At 44.1% G+C, this 16,798-nt stretch carries 15 protein-coding genes; 8 read left to right on the top strand and 7 right to left on the bottom strand.

Features of this window, described 5'->3' with window-relative positions; translation table 11 throughout:
• Positions 1-11: 11 nt before the first annotated feature.
• From hpt to FTU45_RS12270, 4 genes are all read right to left on the bottom strand, one after another.
• Entirely contained in the window at positions 12-539 is a 528-nt protein-coding gene (gene hpt / locus FTU45_RS12285; RefSeq protein ID WP_074383796.1) for a hypoxanthine phosphoribosyltransferase, read from the bottom strand.
• 218 nt (positions 540-757) lie between these two features.
• Positions 758-2,095 carry a guanine deaminase gene (gene guaD, locus FTU45_RS12280; RefSeq protein WP_180076459.1) on the bottom strand — a complete coding sequence of 446 codons (1,338 nt, stop codon included), beginning with the start codon at positions 2,093-2,095 and terminating at the stop codon, positions 758-760.
• Positions 2,096-2,282: 187 nt separating this feature from the next.
• The gene (locus FTU45_RS12275; RefSeq protein ID WP_180076458.1) at positions 2,283-3,248 is read right to left on the bottom strand and encodes a TerC family protein; all 966 of its coding nucleotides are present in this window, start codon (positions 3,246-3,248) and stop codon (positions 2,283-2,285) included.
• Positions 3,249-3,579: 331 nt separating this feature from the next.
• Positions 3,580-4,773 carry a sugar transporter gene (locus FTU45_RS12270; protein ID WP_005173477.1) on the bottom strand — a complete coding sequence of 398 codons (1,194 nt, stop codon included), beginning with the start codon at positions 4,771-4,773 and terminating at the stop codon, positions 3,580-3,582.
• Between the two features lie 153 nt (positions 4,774-4,926).
• On the opposite strand from FTU45_RS12270, the gene FTU45_RS12265 reads away from it, so the two are divergent.
• Together FTU45_RS12265 and FTU45_RS12260 are read left to right on the top strand one after the other, a co-directional pair.
• Complete coding sequence (locus FTU45_RS12265; protein WP_005173474.1) at positions 4,927-5,211, top strand: GNAT family N-acetyltransferase; 285 nt, start codon at positions 4,927-4,929, stop codon at positions 5,209-5,211.
• A gap of 24 nt (positions 5,212-5,235) precedes the next feature.
• Positions 5,236-5,526, top strand: coding sequence for a GNAT family N-acetyltransferase (locus tag FTU45_RS12260; RefSeq protein ID WP_100329856.1), 291 nt, complete (start codon positions 5,236-5,238; stop codon positions 5,524-5,526).
• A gap of 142 nt (positions 5,527-5,668) precedes the next feature.
• Here FTU45_RS12260 and FTU45_RS12255 read toward each other — a convergent pair whose 3' ends face one another.
• Together FTU45_RS12255 and mpl are read right to left on the bottom strand one after the other, a co-directional pair.
• Entirely contained in the window at positions 5,669-6,751 is a 1,083-nt protein-coding gene (locus FTU45_RS12255; RefSeq protein WP_005173470.1) for a zinc-dependent alcohol dehydrogenase family protein, read from the bottom strand.
• 306 nt (positions 6,752-7,057) lie between these two features.
• A complete protein-coding gene (gene mpl / locus FTU45_RS12250) occupies positions 7,058-8,422 on the bottom strand; it encodes a UDP-N-acetylmuramate:L-alanyl-gamma-D-glutamyl-meso-diaminopimelate ligase (protein ID WP_100329854.1) in 1,365 nt (454 codons plus the stop codon).
• Positions 8,423-8,664: 242 nt separating this feature from the next.
• Here mpl and FTU45_RS12245 point away from each other — a divergent pair, with 242 nt between their 5' ends.
• The 4 genes from FTU45_RS12245 (at position 8,665) to FTU45_RS12230 (ending at position 12,787) form a co-directional block, all read left to right on the top strand.
• Positions 8,665-9,006 (top strand): DMT family protein, encoded by a 342-nt coding sequence (locus tag FTU45_RS12245; protein WP_005173466.1) that lies wholly within the window; start codon positions 8,665-8,667, stop codon positions 9,004-9,006.
• Positions 9,007-9,205: 199 nt separating this feature from the next.
• On the top strand, positions 9,206-9,718 hold the full coding sequence (purE, locus tag FTU45_RS12240) for a 5-(carboxyamino)imidazole ribonucleotide mutase (protein ID WP_005173464.1): 513 nt from the start codon (positions 9,206-9,208) through the stop codon (positions 9,716-9,718).
• 27 nt (positions 9,719-9,745) lie between these two features.
• On the top strand, positions 9,746-10,867 hold the full coding sequence (locus FTU45_RS12235; protein WP_180051055.1) for a 5-(carboxyamino)imidazole ribonucleotide synthase: 1,122 nt from the start codon (positions 9,746-9,748) through the stop codon (positions 10,865-10,867).
• A gap of 624 nt (positions 10,868-11,491) precedes the next feature.
• Positions 11,492-12,787 carry a lytic murein transglycosylase gene (locus FTU45_RS12230; RefSeq protein WP_218208679.1) on the top strand — a complete coding sequence of 432 codons (1,296 nt, stop codon included), beginning with the start codon at positions 11,492-11,494 and terminating at the stop codon, positions 12,785-12,787.
• 73 nt (positions 12,788-12,860) lie between these two features.
• Here the strand turns inward: FTU45_RS12230 and FTU45_RS12225 are convergent, their stop codons facing one another.
• Positions 12,861-13,988 (bottom strand): anhydro-N-acetylmuramic acid kinase, encoded by a 1,128-nt coding sequence (locus FTU45_RS12225; RefSeq protein WP_005173456.1) that lies wholly within the window; start codon positions 13,986-13,988, stop codon positions 12,861-12,863.
• Between the two features lie 80 nt (positions 13,989-14,068).
• Between FTU45_RS12225 and tyrS the strand changes: the two genes are divergently transcribed.
• On the top strand, positions 14,069-15,283 hold the full coding sequence (tyrS, locus tag FTU45_RS12220) for a tyrosine--tRNA ligase (protein ID WP_100535507.1): 1,215 nt from the start codon (positions 14,069-14,071) through the stop codon (positions 15,281-15,283).
• 519 nt (positions 15,284-15,802) lie between these two features.
• Positions 15,803-16,090, top strand: a complete 288-nt coding sequence (locus FTU45_RS12215) for a hypothetical protein (protein WP_074383803.1) — start codon at positions 15,803-15,805, stop codon at positions 16,088-16,090.
• The last annotated feature ends 708 nt before the right edge of the window (positions 16,091-16,798 follow it).

The raw sequence follows: 16,798 nt of genomic DNA, 5'->3' as shown, positions 1-16,798 counted from the left end.
TTAAATAAATTTTAAAGACCGATTTCACCAATAAATGGCAGATGACGATACTTCTGGTCATAGTCCAGACCATAACCTACGATAAATTTATCTTCAACTTCAAAGCCCAAAAATTCGACCTTTAAATCGATTTCACGACGTGATGGTTTACTTACCAAAGTACACAGTTGAATCGAGTTCGGTTGGCGGGTTTGCAGGATTTCCAGCACCTTGCTCAAGGTATTACCCGAGTCAATAATATCTTCAACCACCAGCACGTCTTTGCCACGGATTTCGCCGTCTAAATCTTTCAGAATTTTTACATCACGCGAAGATACGGTGCCGCCGCCATAACTGGATACCGTCATGAAATCCAGTTCATGGGGTTTGGAAATCACACGACACAAATCGGCCATAAAAATCACTGAACCACGTAATAAACCGATGAGCACAAGGTCTTTGTCACTATTGGCATAGTGTGCATCGATTTGAGCACCAAGCTCTTTGACTTTAGCTTGAATTTCTTCAGCGGAAATCATTACGCTCATTTGAACGGTCATGGGTAGATACCTAAAAAGTAAAAATAGCAAAATAAAAAAGGTGTTGACCTGCAACACCTGAATACACTGTAATTTTAATACATCCCTACTGCAGATGCACCTGTTTTGCATGCTGTAAATGTAATCATTTCTTTGCTGCCTGCGAATCCCTGCGCAGGATGAAAGTACAGGTCAGCAACATGGCAGAGACGATCAGCCAGCAATGGCGGTGCTGGGTTTTAGTCGTCTGAGCGGGTACATCGGGCTTTGACATAGATAGCTTCTCCGTAGACATAGGTCACTGCAATATTACGGTCATCGCCGAGCATGGTCAGTGCAAAAAATGCATCTTCAATATTTTTGGCTCTGCTTTGACGTAATTGCTGTAAGGCAGTGGCATTTAGATCCAGCACCACAAAGTCCGCTTCCTTGCCGATATTAAAGTTCCCCAAACGATCGTCCAGACTTAAGGCTTTAGCACCGCCCAGCGTTGCATGATACAAGGCTTCAAAAGCAGAGAGTTTTTCTCCCTGCAATTGCTGCACTTTGTAGGCTTCATTTAAGGTCTGTAGCTGGTTAAACGAGGTGCCTGCCCCGATATCGGTACCCAGACCGACTTTCACCTGCTTGTCCCACGCTTTCTTTAATGGGAATAAACCACTGCCCAGAAACAGGTTTGAGGTCGGACAAAAGGCAATCGCTGAATTGGTCTGCTGCATGCAATCCCACTCCTGCTCTTCCAGGTGTACACAATGTGCAAACACTGATTTTGCACCGGTTAAACCATAGTGATGATAGACATCCAGGTAGCCTTTACGTTCCGGAAATAACTCTTTGACCCAAGCAATTTCATTTTTATTTTCACTTAAATGGGTATGTACATAGACATCTGGATATTCGGCTTTGAGCTGACCTGCTTTTTCAAGTTGTTCATTGGTGGACGTCGGGGCAAAGCGAGGGGTAATGGCATACAGGTTACGGCCCTGCCCATGCCATTTCTCAATCAGCGCTTTAGAATCGGTATAAGCGCTTTCTGCTGTATCTGTCAGCGCTTCCGGTGCATGTCGGTCCATCAAGACTTTACCGGCGATCAGACGCATATTTCTGCGGCTCGCCGCTGTAAACAAAGCATCTACTGATTCAGGATGTACGGTACAGAAGACCAGTGCCGTGGTGGTGCCATTTTTAAGCAATTCCTGCACAAAAAATTCGGCGATTTTTTCGCTATAGGCTGTATCTGCAAACTGGATTTCTGTTGGAAAAGTATAGGTATTTAACCATTCCAGCAGTTGTTCGCCATAGGCCCCGACCATCTCGGTTTGCGGGAAATGAATATGGGTATCGATCAATCCCGGCACAATCAGCTGTTCAGGATAATGGGCGACCTGGATATTTTCAGCTAGATGTTTCTGCCCTTCATCCCAGCTGCCAAACCATTGAATCTTGCCGTCTTGCATGATAATCAGACCATCTTCTACATAGCGCACCTGGTCATCAATCTCATGTGCCTGGGCAACTGTATGCTGGATATCAAGGAAACGACCGCGGACTGCCGTTGTTGCAATCTGAGAAGACATGTTAAAACCTGTGCTTTTAATTTTTTCAATAGATTGTAACCCACTTCAGTGGATTTATAACGTGATCATGCTGACTTCATTTGCCTGAGTTAAGTCGAAGCTGTGGTAAGGCAGTCGAGCAATAAAAAAAGACCGCTCATGATTGAACGGACTTTTGTGACGCTAAAGATGATCGTCTATACAGTTATTAGAGCGTGGTTTGGTTATGTTTTTTACTGTGGCGAATCGACAGGATCGCCGTGATTGTCAAGACAATCACAATAAAGCTCAGTGAAATCCAGATTGGCATATGGAATACATCCAGCATCAGCATTTTAAAGCCGATAAAGACCAGAATAATCCCGAGACCATATGGCAGATAATGCATTTTTGATGCGGCACCCGATAACAGGAAGAACATCGCGCGCAGACCCAAAATCGCCATCAGGTTAGCAGTCAGTACAATGAAGGGATCGGTGGTCACAGCGAAAATTGCCGGAATAGAATCGACCGCAAAGATCACATCCGAGGCTTCGACCAGAATCAAAACCAGGAATAACGGCGTTGCCCACAGTAAACCATCTTTACGGATAAAGAATTTGTCAGCTTCAAGTTGCGGGGTAATCCGCATACGTTTACGCAGCCATTTCAGAATCGCCATATCTTCAATATTGCTTTCTTCTTCATCCTGACCACGCAGGAATTTAAAGCCGGTATACACCAGAAAGGCACCGAAGATATATAAAATCCATGAGAATTCCTGAACGAACCAGGCGCCAATAAAAATAAAGATGGTTCTGAGGACAATCGCACCGAGTACACCGTAGAGCAGCAATTTACGTTGCAGCGCGGGTGGAATGGCGAAAGCAGCGAAGATCATCAGCCAGACAAAGACGTTATCAATTGCCAGGGATTTTTCCAGCAGATAACCGGCAAAGTATTCCATGACTTTAGCATTGGCAACTGCCGTACCTGCAGTCTGCTCCAGATACAGCCATAAACCGCCACCAAATAAGGTCGCGACACTGACCCAGGCAATACTCCAGTAGGCCGCAGTCCGGACTTTGACCTCCTGACCATGCTGATGTTTAAAGCCGACGAAATCGATGATCAGCATGACTGCGACAATCGCGAAAAAGACAAGATACAGCCACAGCGTACCAATTGTTTCCATGTGAATTCTCCACATCTGACAATCGGCCATAAAAAAACCTTGACCTGTTGTCAGATGAAAAACATCTATACCAACATGATCAAGGTCTTGCCTACATCTTAGTGTTACACTTCTCATTGAAAGTGTCGCAGTAAGATGCTCAGATACCGACTTTTTGCAAAGTGTAATGACGATATTCTGACACGTTGAACAATCTGAACTACAATTGCTAAACGTTTGGAGGAGGCTACTCCCCTTGTTCAAACGAAATTCTGTTTGAGCAAATGCTCAATATGCAGAAGCATGACAGATTTTTATTAAGACTACAATTTCATTTACAAAAATGCATGATTCAAGCTATTTTTTGAGCAATAAAATCCGGACGGCGAATTAAATATAACGTGATGAGAAAACCCAGACTGGCCAAGATGGCCCCGAGCCAGCCAATACTGTGCAAGCCGATCTGTGCCGTTGCGATCCCACCGAGTAAAGCGCCAGCACCAATTCCAATATTATACAGGCCAGAATAAATCGCCATGGCCACGTCGGTGGCATCGGAGGCCAGATTTAAGGTCTTGGCTTGCAAGGCCAGACTAAAACCAATAATACTGACGCCCCAGAGTAAAGCCAGGGTATTTAACTGCAAGACATTGCTGGACAACGGCAGCAATAATAGCAACGAGATAGCCAGTCCAAGTGTGAACAGTGGAATAGTAAGTTTGGGAAAATGCGGTGCAAAACGGCCAAATAGATAAGAGCCGATTAAACCTGCCCCACCATAGACCAGCAATAAAGTCGTGGTCTGTACAGAACTGAGCTGGGCAATATTCAGTGAAAATGGCTCGATATAACTATAGGCGGTGAATTGTGCACTAATTACAATGACCGTCAGGGCAAATACCAGCATCAGGCTTGGACGTTTTAACAAGGTTTTCAAGCTGCTGAGTGAACCTGAATTGACACTCGGTAATAAGGGCAAGGTTTTGGCCAGTAGCAGGCAGACCACGCTGGCGACGATGGCAATCAAGGCAAAACTATTGCGCCAGCCATAGGCCTCCCCGATCATGCGACCAAAGGGAATTCCCAGAACCATGGCCATGGCAGTGCCTGTGGCCAATAAACCCAAGGCTTGAAATTCTTTGCCTGCTGGTGCGACACGTACTGCAAGCGAAGCGGTAATTGACCAAAACAGCGCGTGCGCTACTGCAATCCCGATCCGGCTAAATACCAGAACACTGAAACTCCAGGCAAAATAAGACAGCACATGACTGGAAATGAAGACCGCAAATAAAACCATCAACAAGAAACGCCGTTCAATGTTTTTGGTCAGTAGCATCATCGGTAAAGACAATAAAGCCACGACCCAGGCATAAATGGTCAGCATCAACCCGACCTGAGTCGCCGACATGTCAAAACTTGCGCCAATATCACTGAGTAAGGCCACGGGAATAAATTCGGTGGTGTTGAAAATAAAGGCGGCACTGGCTAACGCAATTACGCAGATCCATTGACGTCTTACCGAGGAGCTAAAAGAAGGGCTGGACATAAATATCTGGCTTAAACAACAGACAGGCAGTTTAAACCTGTTCATTGCACGGTGATATCAGGAAAGAGCACAGATTCACAATCGTTTAAAGAAATCGAACAATATGCGACTGAAAAATATGTCAGTCTGGATTAAAAATACGGAGTTTAGAGGATGTTGATTGAGCATCAGCAACAAGGTAGTCAAGGTCAATGGTTTGTCGAGCCAAATGAAAAGCGTCTGGCCGAAATGAGTTATTTCTGGAAAGATGAGGATCGACTGGTGATTGAACATACCTGGGTCGATGACAGTTTGCGTGGACAACATGTCGGACATTATCTGGTCGAAGCAGCAGTCAAGTTTGCCCGTGAGCAAGGGGTCAAGATTATTCCGGAATGCCCTTTTGCTCAATCGGTATTTGAGCGTGATCCTAATTTCAGCGATGTGTTAAGCAGTTAAAAATGAAAATAAAGGTGGAGATCTATGCAGATTCAATATCAAGATTCAAAACGCGGTGGTGTATTTTTTATGGAAGATCAAGGTCGACGTCTGGCCGAGATTACCTATCAATGGCGGGAAGCCTCGGTGATTATTGCAGATCATACCTGGGTCGATCATTCCTTGCGTGGTCAGGGCGTTGCCCGAAAAATGCTGGATGTGCTGGTCGATTTTGCCCGTGAAAAAAGTTTAACCATCATTCCGCAATGTTCCTATGTGGATGTGATGTTTAAGCGTGACCAAAGTTTATCTGATGTCGCGGCCTCTTCTACTTAATCATTTAGATCGATTTGCCAAGAGCAAAACGGCCTAATGAGCTTTCAATACAAGCTGATAAGTAGTGCGGTGATATGCCCTATTTTTCACTCCAGCTACAAATAAAAAAAAGTCCGCCAAGCGGACTTTTTACTTTCCCGCATTAATTGAGTTCGATCATCACTTTCAAGGCCTTTTCATCGGCTGCATGCTTGAACACATCATAAGCTTTTTCAAATTCATTAAATTTAAAGTGATGGGTCGCCAGTTTTTCCAGCGGTAATTTACCGGAACAGCAGGTTTTGAGCAGCATAGCAGTGGTATTGGCATTGACCAGTCCGGTGGTGATGGTCAGGTTTTTAATCCAGAGTTTATTCAGTTCAAAATTAACTGATTTGCCATGTACGCCGACATTGGCAATATGTCCACCCTCTTTGACTACATGCTGGCAGATATTCCAGGTTGCCTCCAGACCAACCGCTTCAATGGCACAATCGACCCCTCGCCCATCCGTCAGCTCCAGCACACGTTGTATGGCATCTTCTTTCGCGGAGTTAATGCTATGCGTCGCTCCCACTGTTTTGGCGAACTCGAGTCGGTTGTCATCGACATCGACCATGATAATGTTGGCCGGTGAATAGAATTGAGCGGTCAGCAGGCAGCTCATGCCGATCGGGCCGGCACCGACAATCACCACATTGTCTCCGGGTTTGACATCGCCATATTGCACACCAATTTCATGTGATGTCGGCAAGATATCCGATAAAAACACAGCGACATCTTCATTTAACCCTTCAGGTAAATGATAGAGTGAGGTATCCGCAAACGGCGTGCGTACATATTCGGCATGAGTACCATCAATCATATAGCCCATGATCCAGCCGCCTTCATTGCGACAATGTGCATACAGCTGTTTCTGACAGTTTTCACAGGTTCCACAGCGGCTGACACAGGAAATAATCACCCGGTCGCCTTTTTTGAAGTTTTGAACGGCAGAACCGACTTCTTCTACAATGCCAATGCCTTCATGGCCTAAAATACGGCCATTAAAACTGCCCTGTTTGCGTGTGGCTTGCTGTTCAATTTCCGGGTTTTTACCTTTCCAGATCCCGAGGTCTGTACCACAAATAGTGACTTTAGTGAGTTTGATAACAGCATCGCTGGGATGCAAAATAGTGGGAATGGGACGGTCTTCAAACCGGATGTCGTTTTCGCCGTAATAGACCATGGCTTTCATTGTTGTCATGACACATCTCCTGAAGGAGTGAGGAATGAGAATGACCTGATTCTGATCTGGCTGTCAGGTCTATAAATACCTGTGTTCTTCTCGATTGTGCCTTGAGTGATGTGCTGCTGCAATCTATCTCGCGTTCAGATTGCAACAAAACATCATGCGTAATGACTAATGAGTGATCGGCATTTTAGGCCAATTTGACATCATGCAATGTGAAGGTCAAAACAGCCATTCTCTCTTTTTGCTAAAACAATTGCCCTAAAAAAAGAAGCCCGCATCGCGGGCTTCTTTTTTCACATACTTATCCACGCATCTATTTTATGCGTTTAAAGCACTGATCAATTTCTGATGCAAACCACCAAAACCGCCATTTGACATGATCACCACCACATCGCCCTCACCTGCCTCTGCTACCACGGTCTGAATGATGTCATCCAGTGTGCGTGCAATTTTGGCTTTATTTGGCGCAGCATTAATGACCGGTTGCAGATCCCAGTCCAGTCCTTCCGGTTGATACCAGATTACTGCATCGGCCAGACGTGCTGAATGAGCCAGACCCTCTTTATGACTGCCCATACGCATGGTATTGGAGCGTGGTTCAATAATTGCCCAGAGTTTGCGTTCGCCCAGACGTTTGCGCGCGCCCTCCAAGGTCGTATCAATCGCTGTCGGATGATGGGCGAAATCATCATAAACCTCAATACCACGGACTGTGCCTAACAGTTCCATACGGCGTTTTACCCCACCGAAATTAGATAAAGCTTCACAGGCGGTTTCAATCGAGACGCCGACATGCTCGGCAGCGGCAATCGTCGCGAGCGCATTGGCCACCGAATGCTGTCCGGTCATGCTCCACTGCACTTCACCTTTCACCACACCGTGTTGCAAGACTTTAAAGTGAGAACCATCTGTCGATAACTGTTCAGCATACAGTTCAGATTTTTCGTTGGCATCCAGACTGGTACGTACCACCGGTGTCCAGCAACCCTGCTCTAGTACTTCATCGATATTGCTTTCGGTAATCGGCGCAATGATGCGGCCTTCGCTTGGAATGGTACGAACTAAATGATGGAACTGCTTTTGAATCGCAGCCAGATCATCAAAGATATCAGCATGGTCAAATTCAAGGTTATTTAAAATCGCCGTTTTTGGATGGTAATGCACAAACTTGGAACGCTTGTCGAAGAAAGCCGAATCGTATTCATCCGCCTCGACACAGAAATATTTGCCGCCACCGAGACGTGCACTCTCACTAAAACCCAGTGGCACACCACCAATCAGGAAGCCTGGCTCTAAACCGGCTTGATCCAGCACCCAGGCCAGCATGGTTGTGGTGGTGGTTTTGCCATGTGTACCCGCAACCCCCAATACATGTTTGCCTTGCAGAACATGATCTGCCAGGAACTGTGGGCCTGAAATATAAGGCAAGCCTTCATTCAGCATATATTCTACTGCATCAATACCACGCTTCATGGCATTGCCGACAATGATCAGGTCCGGATGTGGCTGCAAGTGACTACGCTCATAACCCTGCATCAAGCTGATGCCTGCATTTTCAAGTTGGGTCGACATCGGTGGATAGACGTTCAAATCTGAACCTGTCACCTTGTGGCCCAGATCGCGTGCAAGGAGCGCCAGCGATCCCATAAAAGTGCCACAAATACCCAAAATATGCAGATGCATCTACTTCACTCCGTTCCTGTCTGACCCATCACCTTATATTGGTGCGGTTATCATGATTTATTCAATTTGCAAGCAACGATAGCAAGGCTTACACGGAAAAGATAGTCAAAGTTCAAGCATTGCAGCGGGAATTTTTAAATCCTGTTTCACGGATAAATTCAGAGAAAATTTCAAATTTAGAGAATATCTTTTTGCAAAATAAATCGTAGAATAAACCCGATCTTTTTGCAGAGTACATGCCGATGTTACCGGCTTTATTTCTTCTGGTAATTGCCAATTGCTTTATGACCTTGGCATGGTATGGGCATTTAAAATTTTTACCGCATGATGCGCCGTTGTGGCAGGCAATTTTATTCAGCTGGATGATTGCCCTGTTTGAATATAGCCTGATGATTCCGGCCACCCGATTACTGGCACAGCAGGGACTGGCCGTGGGGCAAATGAAAATCACTCAGGAAGTGGTGACCTTGCTGGTCTTTGTGCCTTTTATGATTTTCATGTTTAAGCAGCCCTTTAAACTGGATTATCTCTGGGCAGCCTTGTGTCTGTGCGGATGTGTGTATTTTGTCTTCAGAACTTCCTGATCGAAAGCTTTGCAGACTACAGGCCTATTTTTATTCCAGTTTTTAATATTCTGCCAAAAAAATAAGAAAAATCGAACCTTGCTTTGACCGTTAAATTTTATGAAGCCGAAAAATCAGTCTATAATAAGCACCTCCTATTAAAGCTTGGCTCTCTCGTCGAGATTTATTTTTTGTTACTTTAATCTCTGGAAAATTTGCAATGAATGCGGCTGCTGCACAAGATGCTCCTCTAGTAGGAATTATCATGGGTTCTCAATCAGATTGGGCAACTCTCGAACATACTGCCAACATGCTCAAGCAGCTTGGTGTCCCATTTGAAGCTGAAGTCGTTTCTGCACACCGTACTCCTGACCGTTTATTTGAATATGCTGAACAGGCGCGTGATCGTGGCATTCAGGTGATTATTGCCGGTGCTGGTGGTGCTGCGCATTTGCCGGGCATGTGTGCGGCAAAGACTGATCTTCCAGTCTTGGGTGTGCCAGTCAAATCATCCATTTTAAACGGCGTCGATTCTTTGCTTTCAATTGTACAAATGCCAGCAGGTATTGCGGTGGGTACGCTTGCGATTGGCCCTGCCGGTGCAACCAATGCAGCCATTATGGCAGCGCAAATTTTAGGTCTGACCCGCCCTGATATCGCGAAAAATGTTGCAGATTTCCGTGCGGCACAAACAGATAAAGTGGCAAGCAATAACATTCCTGGTCAAAACTAAAACCAAGCTTCATACGGGACAGACATCATGGATAAAACCATCGGTATTTTTGGCGGCGGTCAGCTCGGGCGCATGATGGCGCAAGCGGCATTGCCATTGAATATTCAATGTACTTTCTTTGAAGCAAGTACGGATTGCCCTTCTGCGGCACTCGGTCAAGTGATTTCCAGCAAGGCCGAAAATGGTCTACAGGATTTTATTGACAGTGCTGATGTATTCAGTCTGGAATTTGAAAATACACCTCTTTCAGATGTGGATGTGCTGGTGAAAAATAAAGACCTGTATCCACCACGTCAAGCCTTGGCAATTGCACAGCATCGTCTGTCTGAAAAAGCCCTGTTTGATACGCTCGACATTCCTGTTGCGCCGTATAAAGCAGTGACTGCACTTGACGGTTTACAGGCTGCTGTGGCTGAACTGGGCTTACCGATTGTATTAAAGACCTCTCGCGGTGGTTACGATGGTAAGGGTCAATTTGTCCTGCGTAGTGCTGATCAGATTGAGCAGGCTTGGGCGGAACTTGGCCCTGCCGGTGAACTGATTGCAGAAAGCTTTGTGACGTTCTCACGTGAAGTATCGATCATTGCGGTACGTGGTCAAAATGGTGATGTAAAAACCTGGCCCCTGGCTGAAAATCATCATCACAATGGCATTCTGTCGCACTCGATTGTGCCTGCACCGAACAGTGCAGACTTGCAACCGGTCGCACAGGACTACATTACTCGCCTGCTCAATCATCTGAACTATGTGGGCGTCTTGACCCTTGAGCTGTTTGTGACAGACAAAGGCTTATATGCAAACGAGATGGCACCACGTGTGCATAACTCAGGGCACTGGTCGATTGAAGGTGCAGTCTGCTCACAGTTCGAAAACCATATTCGTGCGGTGGCCGGTCTGCCACTGGGTTCAACGGAAGTGATTCGTCCAAGCGTACTGGTGAATATCATCGGACAGCATCCAAAATCTGCAGATGTTCTGGCTTTAGAAGGTGCGCATTTGCATCTGTATAACAAGTCAGAGCGTGAAGGTCGTAAGATTGGTCACATTACCCTGATGCCAACCGACAGTACTCAGCTGACGACTTTATGCCGTCAACTGGCGAAGATTTTACCGAATCCACTGGCATTGAGCGAAGATATGACCATTTAAGCGCTATCTTGCTGATAAAAAAAGCGATCACTTCGGTGGTCGCTTTTTTATTTATCCAGATTCAGGCATGATTGCGCCTCTTCGAAAATGCCTGCCATTTATCGGATCATGATATTTTTCAATTGATTGTAAAATAAACAATTGCGTATACATAAAAGAGTCTAAATGAAGATTCACAGACCACAGAGAAATACTTTGAATTTAAAATATTAAATTTAAAACAGTCTTTGAATTTAAAGTTTAAATGAATTCAAAATATGAATTTAAATTCAAACCGCTACTTTGAATTCAAAGTTTAAATTTAAAAATAAACCAAGCCACCCTGTTTTTAATTCACAAAATAAAACCTTGATAAATATCTGATTAATCCTGTTTATGCTAAGTTATCCACAAAGAAGGTTTTGAATTTAAAGGTTGTTTCCTGGATTTTAAATTTAAATTCAAACAGCGCCGCTGCTTTTGAATTTAAAAACAAGTTGTGGGTAAGTTATTTAAATTTAAAACTACAAAATGAATTCAAAAGTGCAGAAATTATGAATTTAAATTTACCTATTTGAGCTTTAATTTTTAGATTGAGCTGCTATGTTAGGAACATAATTCAAAATCTAAATATTCAAGGGTCTTATGCAACGTTTTGCGCTTGTGGTTGGTTCTTTATTCTTGGCTGTTTCTCAGGCAAATGCCGAGCTGATTATTAATGGTCAGCGTGTCGACACGACTACTTTGCCTTCAGCGGCCAGCAGCCCGTCAAATTTCCCTGCCCAGAATAATTTTCAAAACTGTTTGGCGAATTTACGTAGTCAGGCTGTAGCAAAAGGTGTTAGTGCAGGCAGCTATGACCGTTATACGCAAAATTTAACGCCTGATTATTCCGTAATTGAACGTTTAAACTATCAACCGGAATTTTCTACCCCGATTTGGGACTATTTGTCTGGTTTGGTCGATGAAGAGCGGGTTCAGCTCGGCCGGCAAAAATTACAGCAACATCGCGAAGTCTTAAATCGTGTTTCCGCAGCCTATGGCGTGCCTGCAGAAACGATTGTCGCGGTATGGGGTGTAGAAAGTAATTTTGGTGATATTTCCGGTCGCTATCCTTTATTGCAGGCTCTGGGAACATTGAGCTGTGAAGGGCGACGCCAGAGTTATTTCCGTGGTGAGTTTTTTACCACGATGAAACTGTTACAGCGCGGTGATGTACGAGAGGATCAGCTGAAAGGTTCATGGGCTGGAGCTTTTGGTCATACCCAGTTTATGCCATCGACCTATGATGAGCTTGCGGTCGATTTTGATGGCGATGGCCGCCGTGATCTGGTCAGTAGTATTCCGGATGCTTTGGCATCAACCGCCAACTTTTTAAGCAAGCGTGGTTGGCAGGCCGGACAGCCTTGGGGTTTTGAAGTAAAAATCCCGCAAGGCATGTCAATCTCAAATGAAGGCCGTCGCAATAAAAAATCACTGAATAGCTGGATTAGCCGTGGTGTAGTGCGTGCCGATGGTTCCCCTTTAATTCAAGGGAATTTATCAGCGTCTTCTCAAGCTGGCTTGCTTGCGCCTGCCGGCCCGAATGGCCCAGTCTTCCTGGTCTTTAGAAACTTTGATGCCATTTATAGCTATAATGCAGCAGAAAGTTATGCCTTGGCGATTGCGCATTTATCTGATCGTTTACAGGGTAAAGGGAGCTTCAGCACATCTTGGCCAACCGATGACGCGGGTACTTCGCGTTCAGAACGTCGCGAGATTCAGCAATTTTTACTAAATCGTGGCTATGACATTGGTGCGGTGGATGGCCTGATCGGTGATAAAACCCGTCAGGCGATTCGTCAGGAACAGCAGCGTTTGGGCTTGAGTCCGACCGGCCGCGCCGGCCAGCAGATTCTGCGTGCGTTCCGTAATGAAAATGCCAAACTGATGATGCAATAAGTAAGATTGAAAATGAAAAAGGTCTGTATAAATGTAGACCTTTTTTTATAACTTTAGATTGCTCTGGTCAGGTTTAAACAGCAGTAATGGTTCCCAGAACACGGTAGCCTAAAGCACCGGTCACCGCTGGCAGGTTACCATTGAGTTGCTTGATAAAACGCATCGCCAGCCAGGCAAAGGCGGTGGCTTCTACCCAGGTCGGACTTAGGCCCAAATCAGCCGTGGTTTGTATGCTCCATTCATGTTTGCGTAAGCGCCAGCGCAGTTGCTCAAGTAAATAAGAATTATAAGCGCCACCACCACACACGAAAACTTGTCCGGTATCCATGCCAGAACGATAAATGGCTTTTTTAATGGCGCGGGTAGTGAGCTTTAATAAGGTCGCCTGCACATTTTCCGGGGTATCTTCCAGTTCATCGTATTGCAGGTCATTGCGCCAGTCGGCAATCTGTTCATCCAGCCATTCCAGGTTAAAGTCTTCACGGCCGGTACTTTTAGGCGGTTCTTTAGAGAAAAATTCGTGTGACTGTAAACGATCCAGCAGGCTGCGAATCGGCGTACCATAAGCGGCCCAATTGCCATTTTCATCATAAGGCTGGCCGGTATAACGCGCGCACCAGGCATCCATCAGAATGTTGGCCGGCCCTGTATCAAAGCCATAAACATCATCAGGCTTTCCGGCAGGTAACAGGCTGACATTAGCAATCCCGCCCAGATTTAAAATTACCCGGTGAATGCTGTCATGCTGGAAAATATCCTGATGAAAGGCCGGCACCAATGGTGCGCCTTGACCGCCAGCCGCCAAATCACGACGACGGAAATCTGAAATCACCGGAATCTGGGTGATTTCGGTAATAATATTGGGGTCACCAATTTGCAGGGTAAAACCATGCTCAGGGCGATGGCGGATGGTCTGACCATGTGAGCCAATGGCTTTAATTTTAGATTTATCTAACTGGTTGTTTTCAATCAGTTGGTTGATACCATGACCAATCATTTCTGCCAAGGCCACATCGGCCTTGCCCATACGGTCAATTTCATTGTCATCGGGCAAAGTCAGTGCCATCAGCTCATGCCGCAGGTCAGGATCGAATGCCAAAGTGAGTGTGGCATGAAGCTGTAAAGGATCAAAAGAAGCAGCAACAATATCGACACCATCCATGCTTGTGCCGGTCATTACCCCAATATAGATCGCTGTCATGGTTATTCTTAAGCCTGCAATATGCTGAAAAAGTGTTAGTATATCGCACAAATTGAGTAACTGATGTATTGGATTTTGTGATGTCAAATTTCCTGCCGGCTGAAGAACAACTTGCCCTCATTCAACGAGGCACCCATGAAATTATTTCTGAAGAAGACCTTCTTAAGAAATTAAAAAAGAATCGTCCATTAAAAATTAAAGCAGGTTTTGACCCAACTGCGCCTGACCTGCACTTAGGTCATACGGTTCTCATCAACAAGTTAAAAGTATTTCAGGATTTGGGCCACGAAGTATTCTTCCTGATCGGTGACTACACGGCGATGATCGGTGATCCAACAGGTAAAAGTGCTACACGTCCACCATTATCACGTGAACAAGTTTTAGAAAATGCAAAAACCTATCAAGAACAAGTGTTTAAAATTCTTGATCCAAACAAAACCAAAGTTGTATTTAACTCGGAATGGTTTGCACAAAAAACCGCGGCTGATTTAATTCAATTGGCATCACAGCAAACTGTGGCGCGTATGTTGGAGCGTGACGACTTTACCAAGCGTTATAACAGTCAACAGCCGATCGCGATTCACGAATTTTTGTATCCATTGGTACAAGGTTATGATTCGGTGGCTTTAGAAGCGGACGTAGAGTTGGGCGGTACAGACCAGACCTTTAACCTGTTGATGGGTCGTACGCTACAAGGTCGTTATGATCAGGAAGCACAAGTGTGTATTACGGTGCCTATTCTTGAAGGTTTAGATGGCGTGAATAAAATGTCTAAATCTTTAGGCAACTATATTGGTGTATTTGATGCGCCAGGTGCGATGTATCAAAAAGTGCTTTCAATGCCGGATGCATTGATTGAGCGTTATTTTGATCTGCTCAGCTTTAAATCAATTGAAGAAATTCAGCAGTTGCTAAAAGAAATTGCTGAAGGCCGTAATCCTCAAGAGGTGAAAAAGATTCTTGCGCTGGAGCTGGTTGAGCGTTTCCACGGAAGTGACGCTGCTGCGCATGCACATAAAGGTGCGGGTAATATCATTACTGAGGGTGAATTACCGGAAGGTACGCCAGAAGTCACTATTTCACGTGGCGAGTTTGGTGGTGAAATCTTTATTACTTCAATTTTACGTGAAGCAGGTTTGACCAAGAATGCGGCCCAAGCCAAAGATGCTTTAGGTCGTGGCGCGGTGAAAGTGGATTGGCACACTGTAGATAGTTCTTATTCGGTTAAGGAAAATCTGACCTTGATCGTTCAGGCCAGCAAAAAAGCGATTGCGAAAGTTACTTTCACCGATTAAAAAATTGATAAGTTATTGAAATAAAAGCAGGCTTCGGTCTGCTTTTTTATTGATGTCCTATATTCATAAAGCAAATAAGCAACTTCAAAAAAAACCCTATAAAAACAAGAGTTAAATTTTCCCAAATTGCTTGCTTTTCGGGTTTATTATCTATAGGATTTATTCATCTAGAGAATTGGTTCAAAGCATCTAGAGGGTGATAATAAGACAACTCCACAATTTATAAGGTCTCTTCCCCAAGAGACTCTTTTTTAAGCTTTAAAGTGAATAACTATAATAATGACATAATGGATCGGGTAAAGATTCAATTCTAAGGAGGAGATTTTGGGAGAGATCTCTTCCTTTTTTATTTGTAGCGATTTCATTCTGAACCTTTAAAATCGCAGGTATTATTTTCTTGGAGGACATTCCACCTAGAATTCATCCTCTAATTAAGTGTTGTTTTGCTAGCTAAAGGGTGGCTGACTATATTGGTTCGCAAAAGACAGCACAATATAAAAAGAAAGCAGAGGGGGTTCGATGTATCGCTATCCAACAGAAAATATTTTTGATGAAGACATTGATTGTATTTTAAGTTTCTTATTTGAATATCAGTCTGCCGAACAAAAACAGCAACGTTATATCCCTGTCTATAACTTATTTATGCAGCTTGATCTGGCTGCGAATTACTATCTATTTTCCCTGATTGAAGAGCGTTTACCGCGACGCGCAAAACTATTCTTTGTTGCTGAAGACTATCAGGGCAAAAAAGACATGATTATAGAAGTCATGCAATACTGGCTTGAGCAGCGCAAGCAGGAAAAGTAACTGAATAGAATTAACCTGCTGATATGTTCTATCTCTATATCTATATAGATAAGCAAGCTTGTGCGGCCTTATACCCAAACACCAAAATCATTGAATAACGTCTTTATAGCCTAAGATACCTATACGCTTTTATAAGAAGTTTCACTGAAAAAGTGCGAATGAACTACCAAGTCGAAGGGAAAGAATCGTTGGTTTCGCTAATATGTCATGATTTGGTTTTGTTTCTGGGGGTTGAACGAGATAAAAGCATTATTTAAAGATAAAAAGTAAAAAATCACTACTCTAGCTATTATTTTGATCGCTTTTAAGTCTAATTAAATTTTGGCTTATAAAAATAAAATGATGTGTTTAGTGCATTTATTGCATAAAAACGCTTAAAAATTAGATAAAAAAGCGATTTTTTAGGATTTTTTGTAGAAAAAAAAGACATACGTGAAAAATATAGTGAATAGGGGGTTGCAATGATTCTGAAATCCTCTAGAATGCACCCATACCGACGAGATAGACGGAAACGAACGAAGCAGATTGCTGAGTTGTTAAGTTTGTCGAAGTCCAGCTTCTAGCACTGACGAGGTGTTAGAAAGATCATTAAGAGATTATGAAGAACAACTTGTGTGGATTTTTACTGGTTGATCGATCGAAATTATTTTCATTGATTGATGGTAGAAATTACTCGAAGTTTATTTGAGAAATATTTGTCAGAAAATT

The organism is Acinetobacter sp. YH12106, assembly GCF_013418995.1.
In the GTDB taxonomy this organism is placed as follows: domain Bacteria; phylum Pseudomonadota; class Gammaproteobacteria; order Pseudomonadales; family Moraxellaceae; genus Acinetobacter; species Acinetobacter pseudolwoffii.
This window is presented reverse-complemented; position numbering and strand designations above follow the sequence as displayed.

Excerpts from the sequence above, each read along its gene's own strand:
- FTU45_RS12245 (WP_005173466.1), top strand. The coding sequence starts at position 8,665 with ATGTTACCGGCTTTATTTCTTCTGGTAATTGCCAATTGCTTTATGACC.
- FTU45_RS12265 (WP_005173474.1), top strand. The coding sequence starts at position 4,927 with ATGTTGATTGAGCATCAGCAACAAGGTAGTCAAGGTCAATGGTTTGTC.
- hpt (WP_074383796.1), bottom strand. The coding sequence starts at position 539 with ATGACCGTTCAAATGAGCGTAATGATTTCCGCTGAAGAAATTCAAGCT.
- guaD (WP_180076459.1), bottom strand. The coding sequence starts at position 2,095 with ATGTCTTCTCAGATTGCAACAACGGCAGTCCGCGGTCGTTTCCTTGAT.
- FTU45_RS12275 (WP_180076458.1), bottom strand. The coding sequence starts at position 3,248 with ATGGAAACAATTGGTACGCTGTGGCTGTATCTTGTCTTTTTCGCGATT.
- FTU45_RS12230 (WP_218208679.1), top strand. The coding sequence starts at position 11,492 with ATGCAACGTTTTGCGCTTGTGGTTGGTTCTTTATTCTTGGCTGTTTCT.
- FTU45_RS12260 (WP_100329856.1), top strand. The coding sequence starts at position 5,236 with ATGCAGATTCAATATCAAGATTCAAAACGCGGTGGTGTATTTTTTATG.
- purE (WP_005173464.1), top strand. The coding sequence starts at position 9,206 with ATGAATGCGGCTGCTGCACAAGATGCTCCTCTAGTAGGAATTATCATG.
- FTU45_RS12255 (WP_005173470.1), bottom strand. The coding sequence starts at position 6,751 with ATGACAACAATGAAAGCCATGGTCTATTACGGCGAAAACGACATCCGG.
- FTU45_RS12235 (WP_180051055.1), top strand. The coding sequence starts at position 9,746 with ATGGATAAAACCATCGGTATTTTTGGCGGCGGTCAGCTCGGGCGCATG.
- mpl (WP_100329854.1), bottom strand. The coding sequence starts at position 8,422 with ATGCATCTGCATATTTTGGGTATTTGTGGCACTTTTATGGGATCGCTG.
- FTU45_RS12270 (WP_005173477.1), bottom strand. The coding sequence starts at position 4,773 with ATGTCCAGCCCTTCTTTTAGCTCCTCGGTAAGACGTCAATGGATCTGC.
- FTU45_RS12215 (WP_074383803.1), top strand. The coding sequence starts at position 15,803 with ATGTATCGCTATCCAACAGAAAATATTTTTGATGAAGACATTGATTGT.
- tyrS (WP_100535507.1), top strand. The coding sequence starts at position 14,069 with ATGTCAAATTTCCTGCCGGCTGAAGAACAACTTGCCCTCATTCAACGA.
- FTU45_RS12225 (WP_005173456.1), bottom strand. The coding sequence starts at position 13,988 with ATGACAGCGATCTATATTGGGGTAATGACCGGCACAAGCATGGATGGT.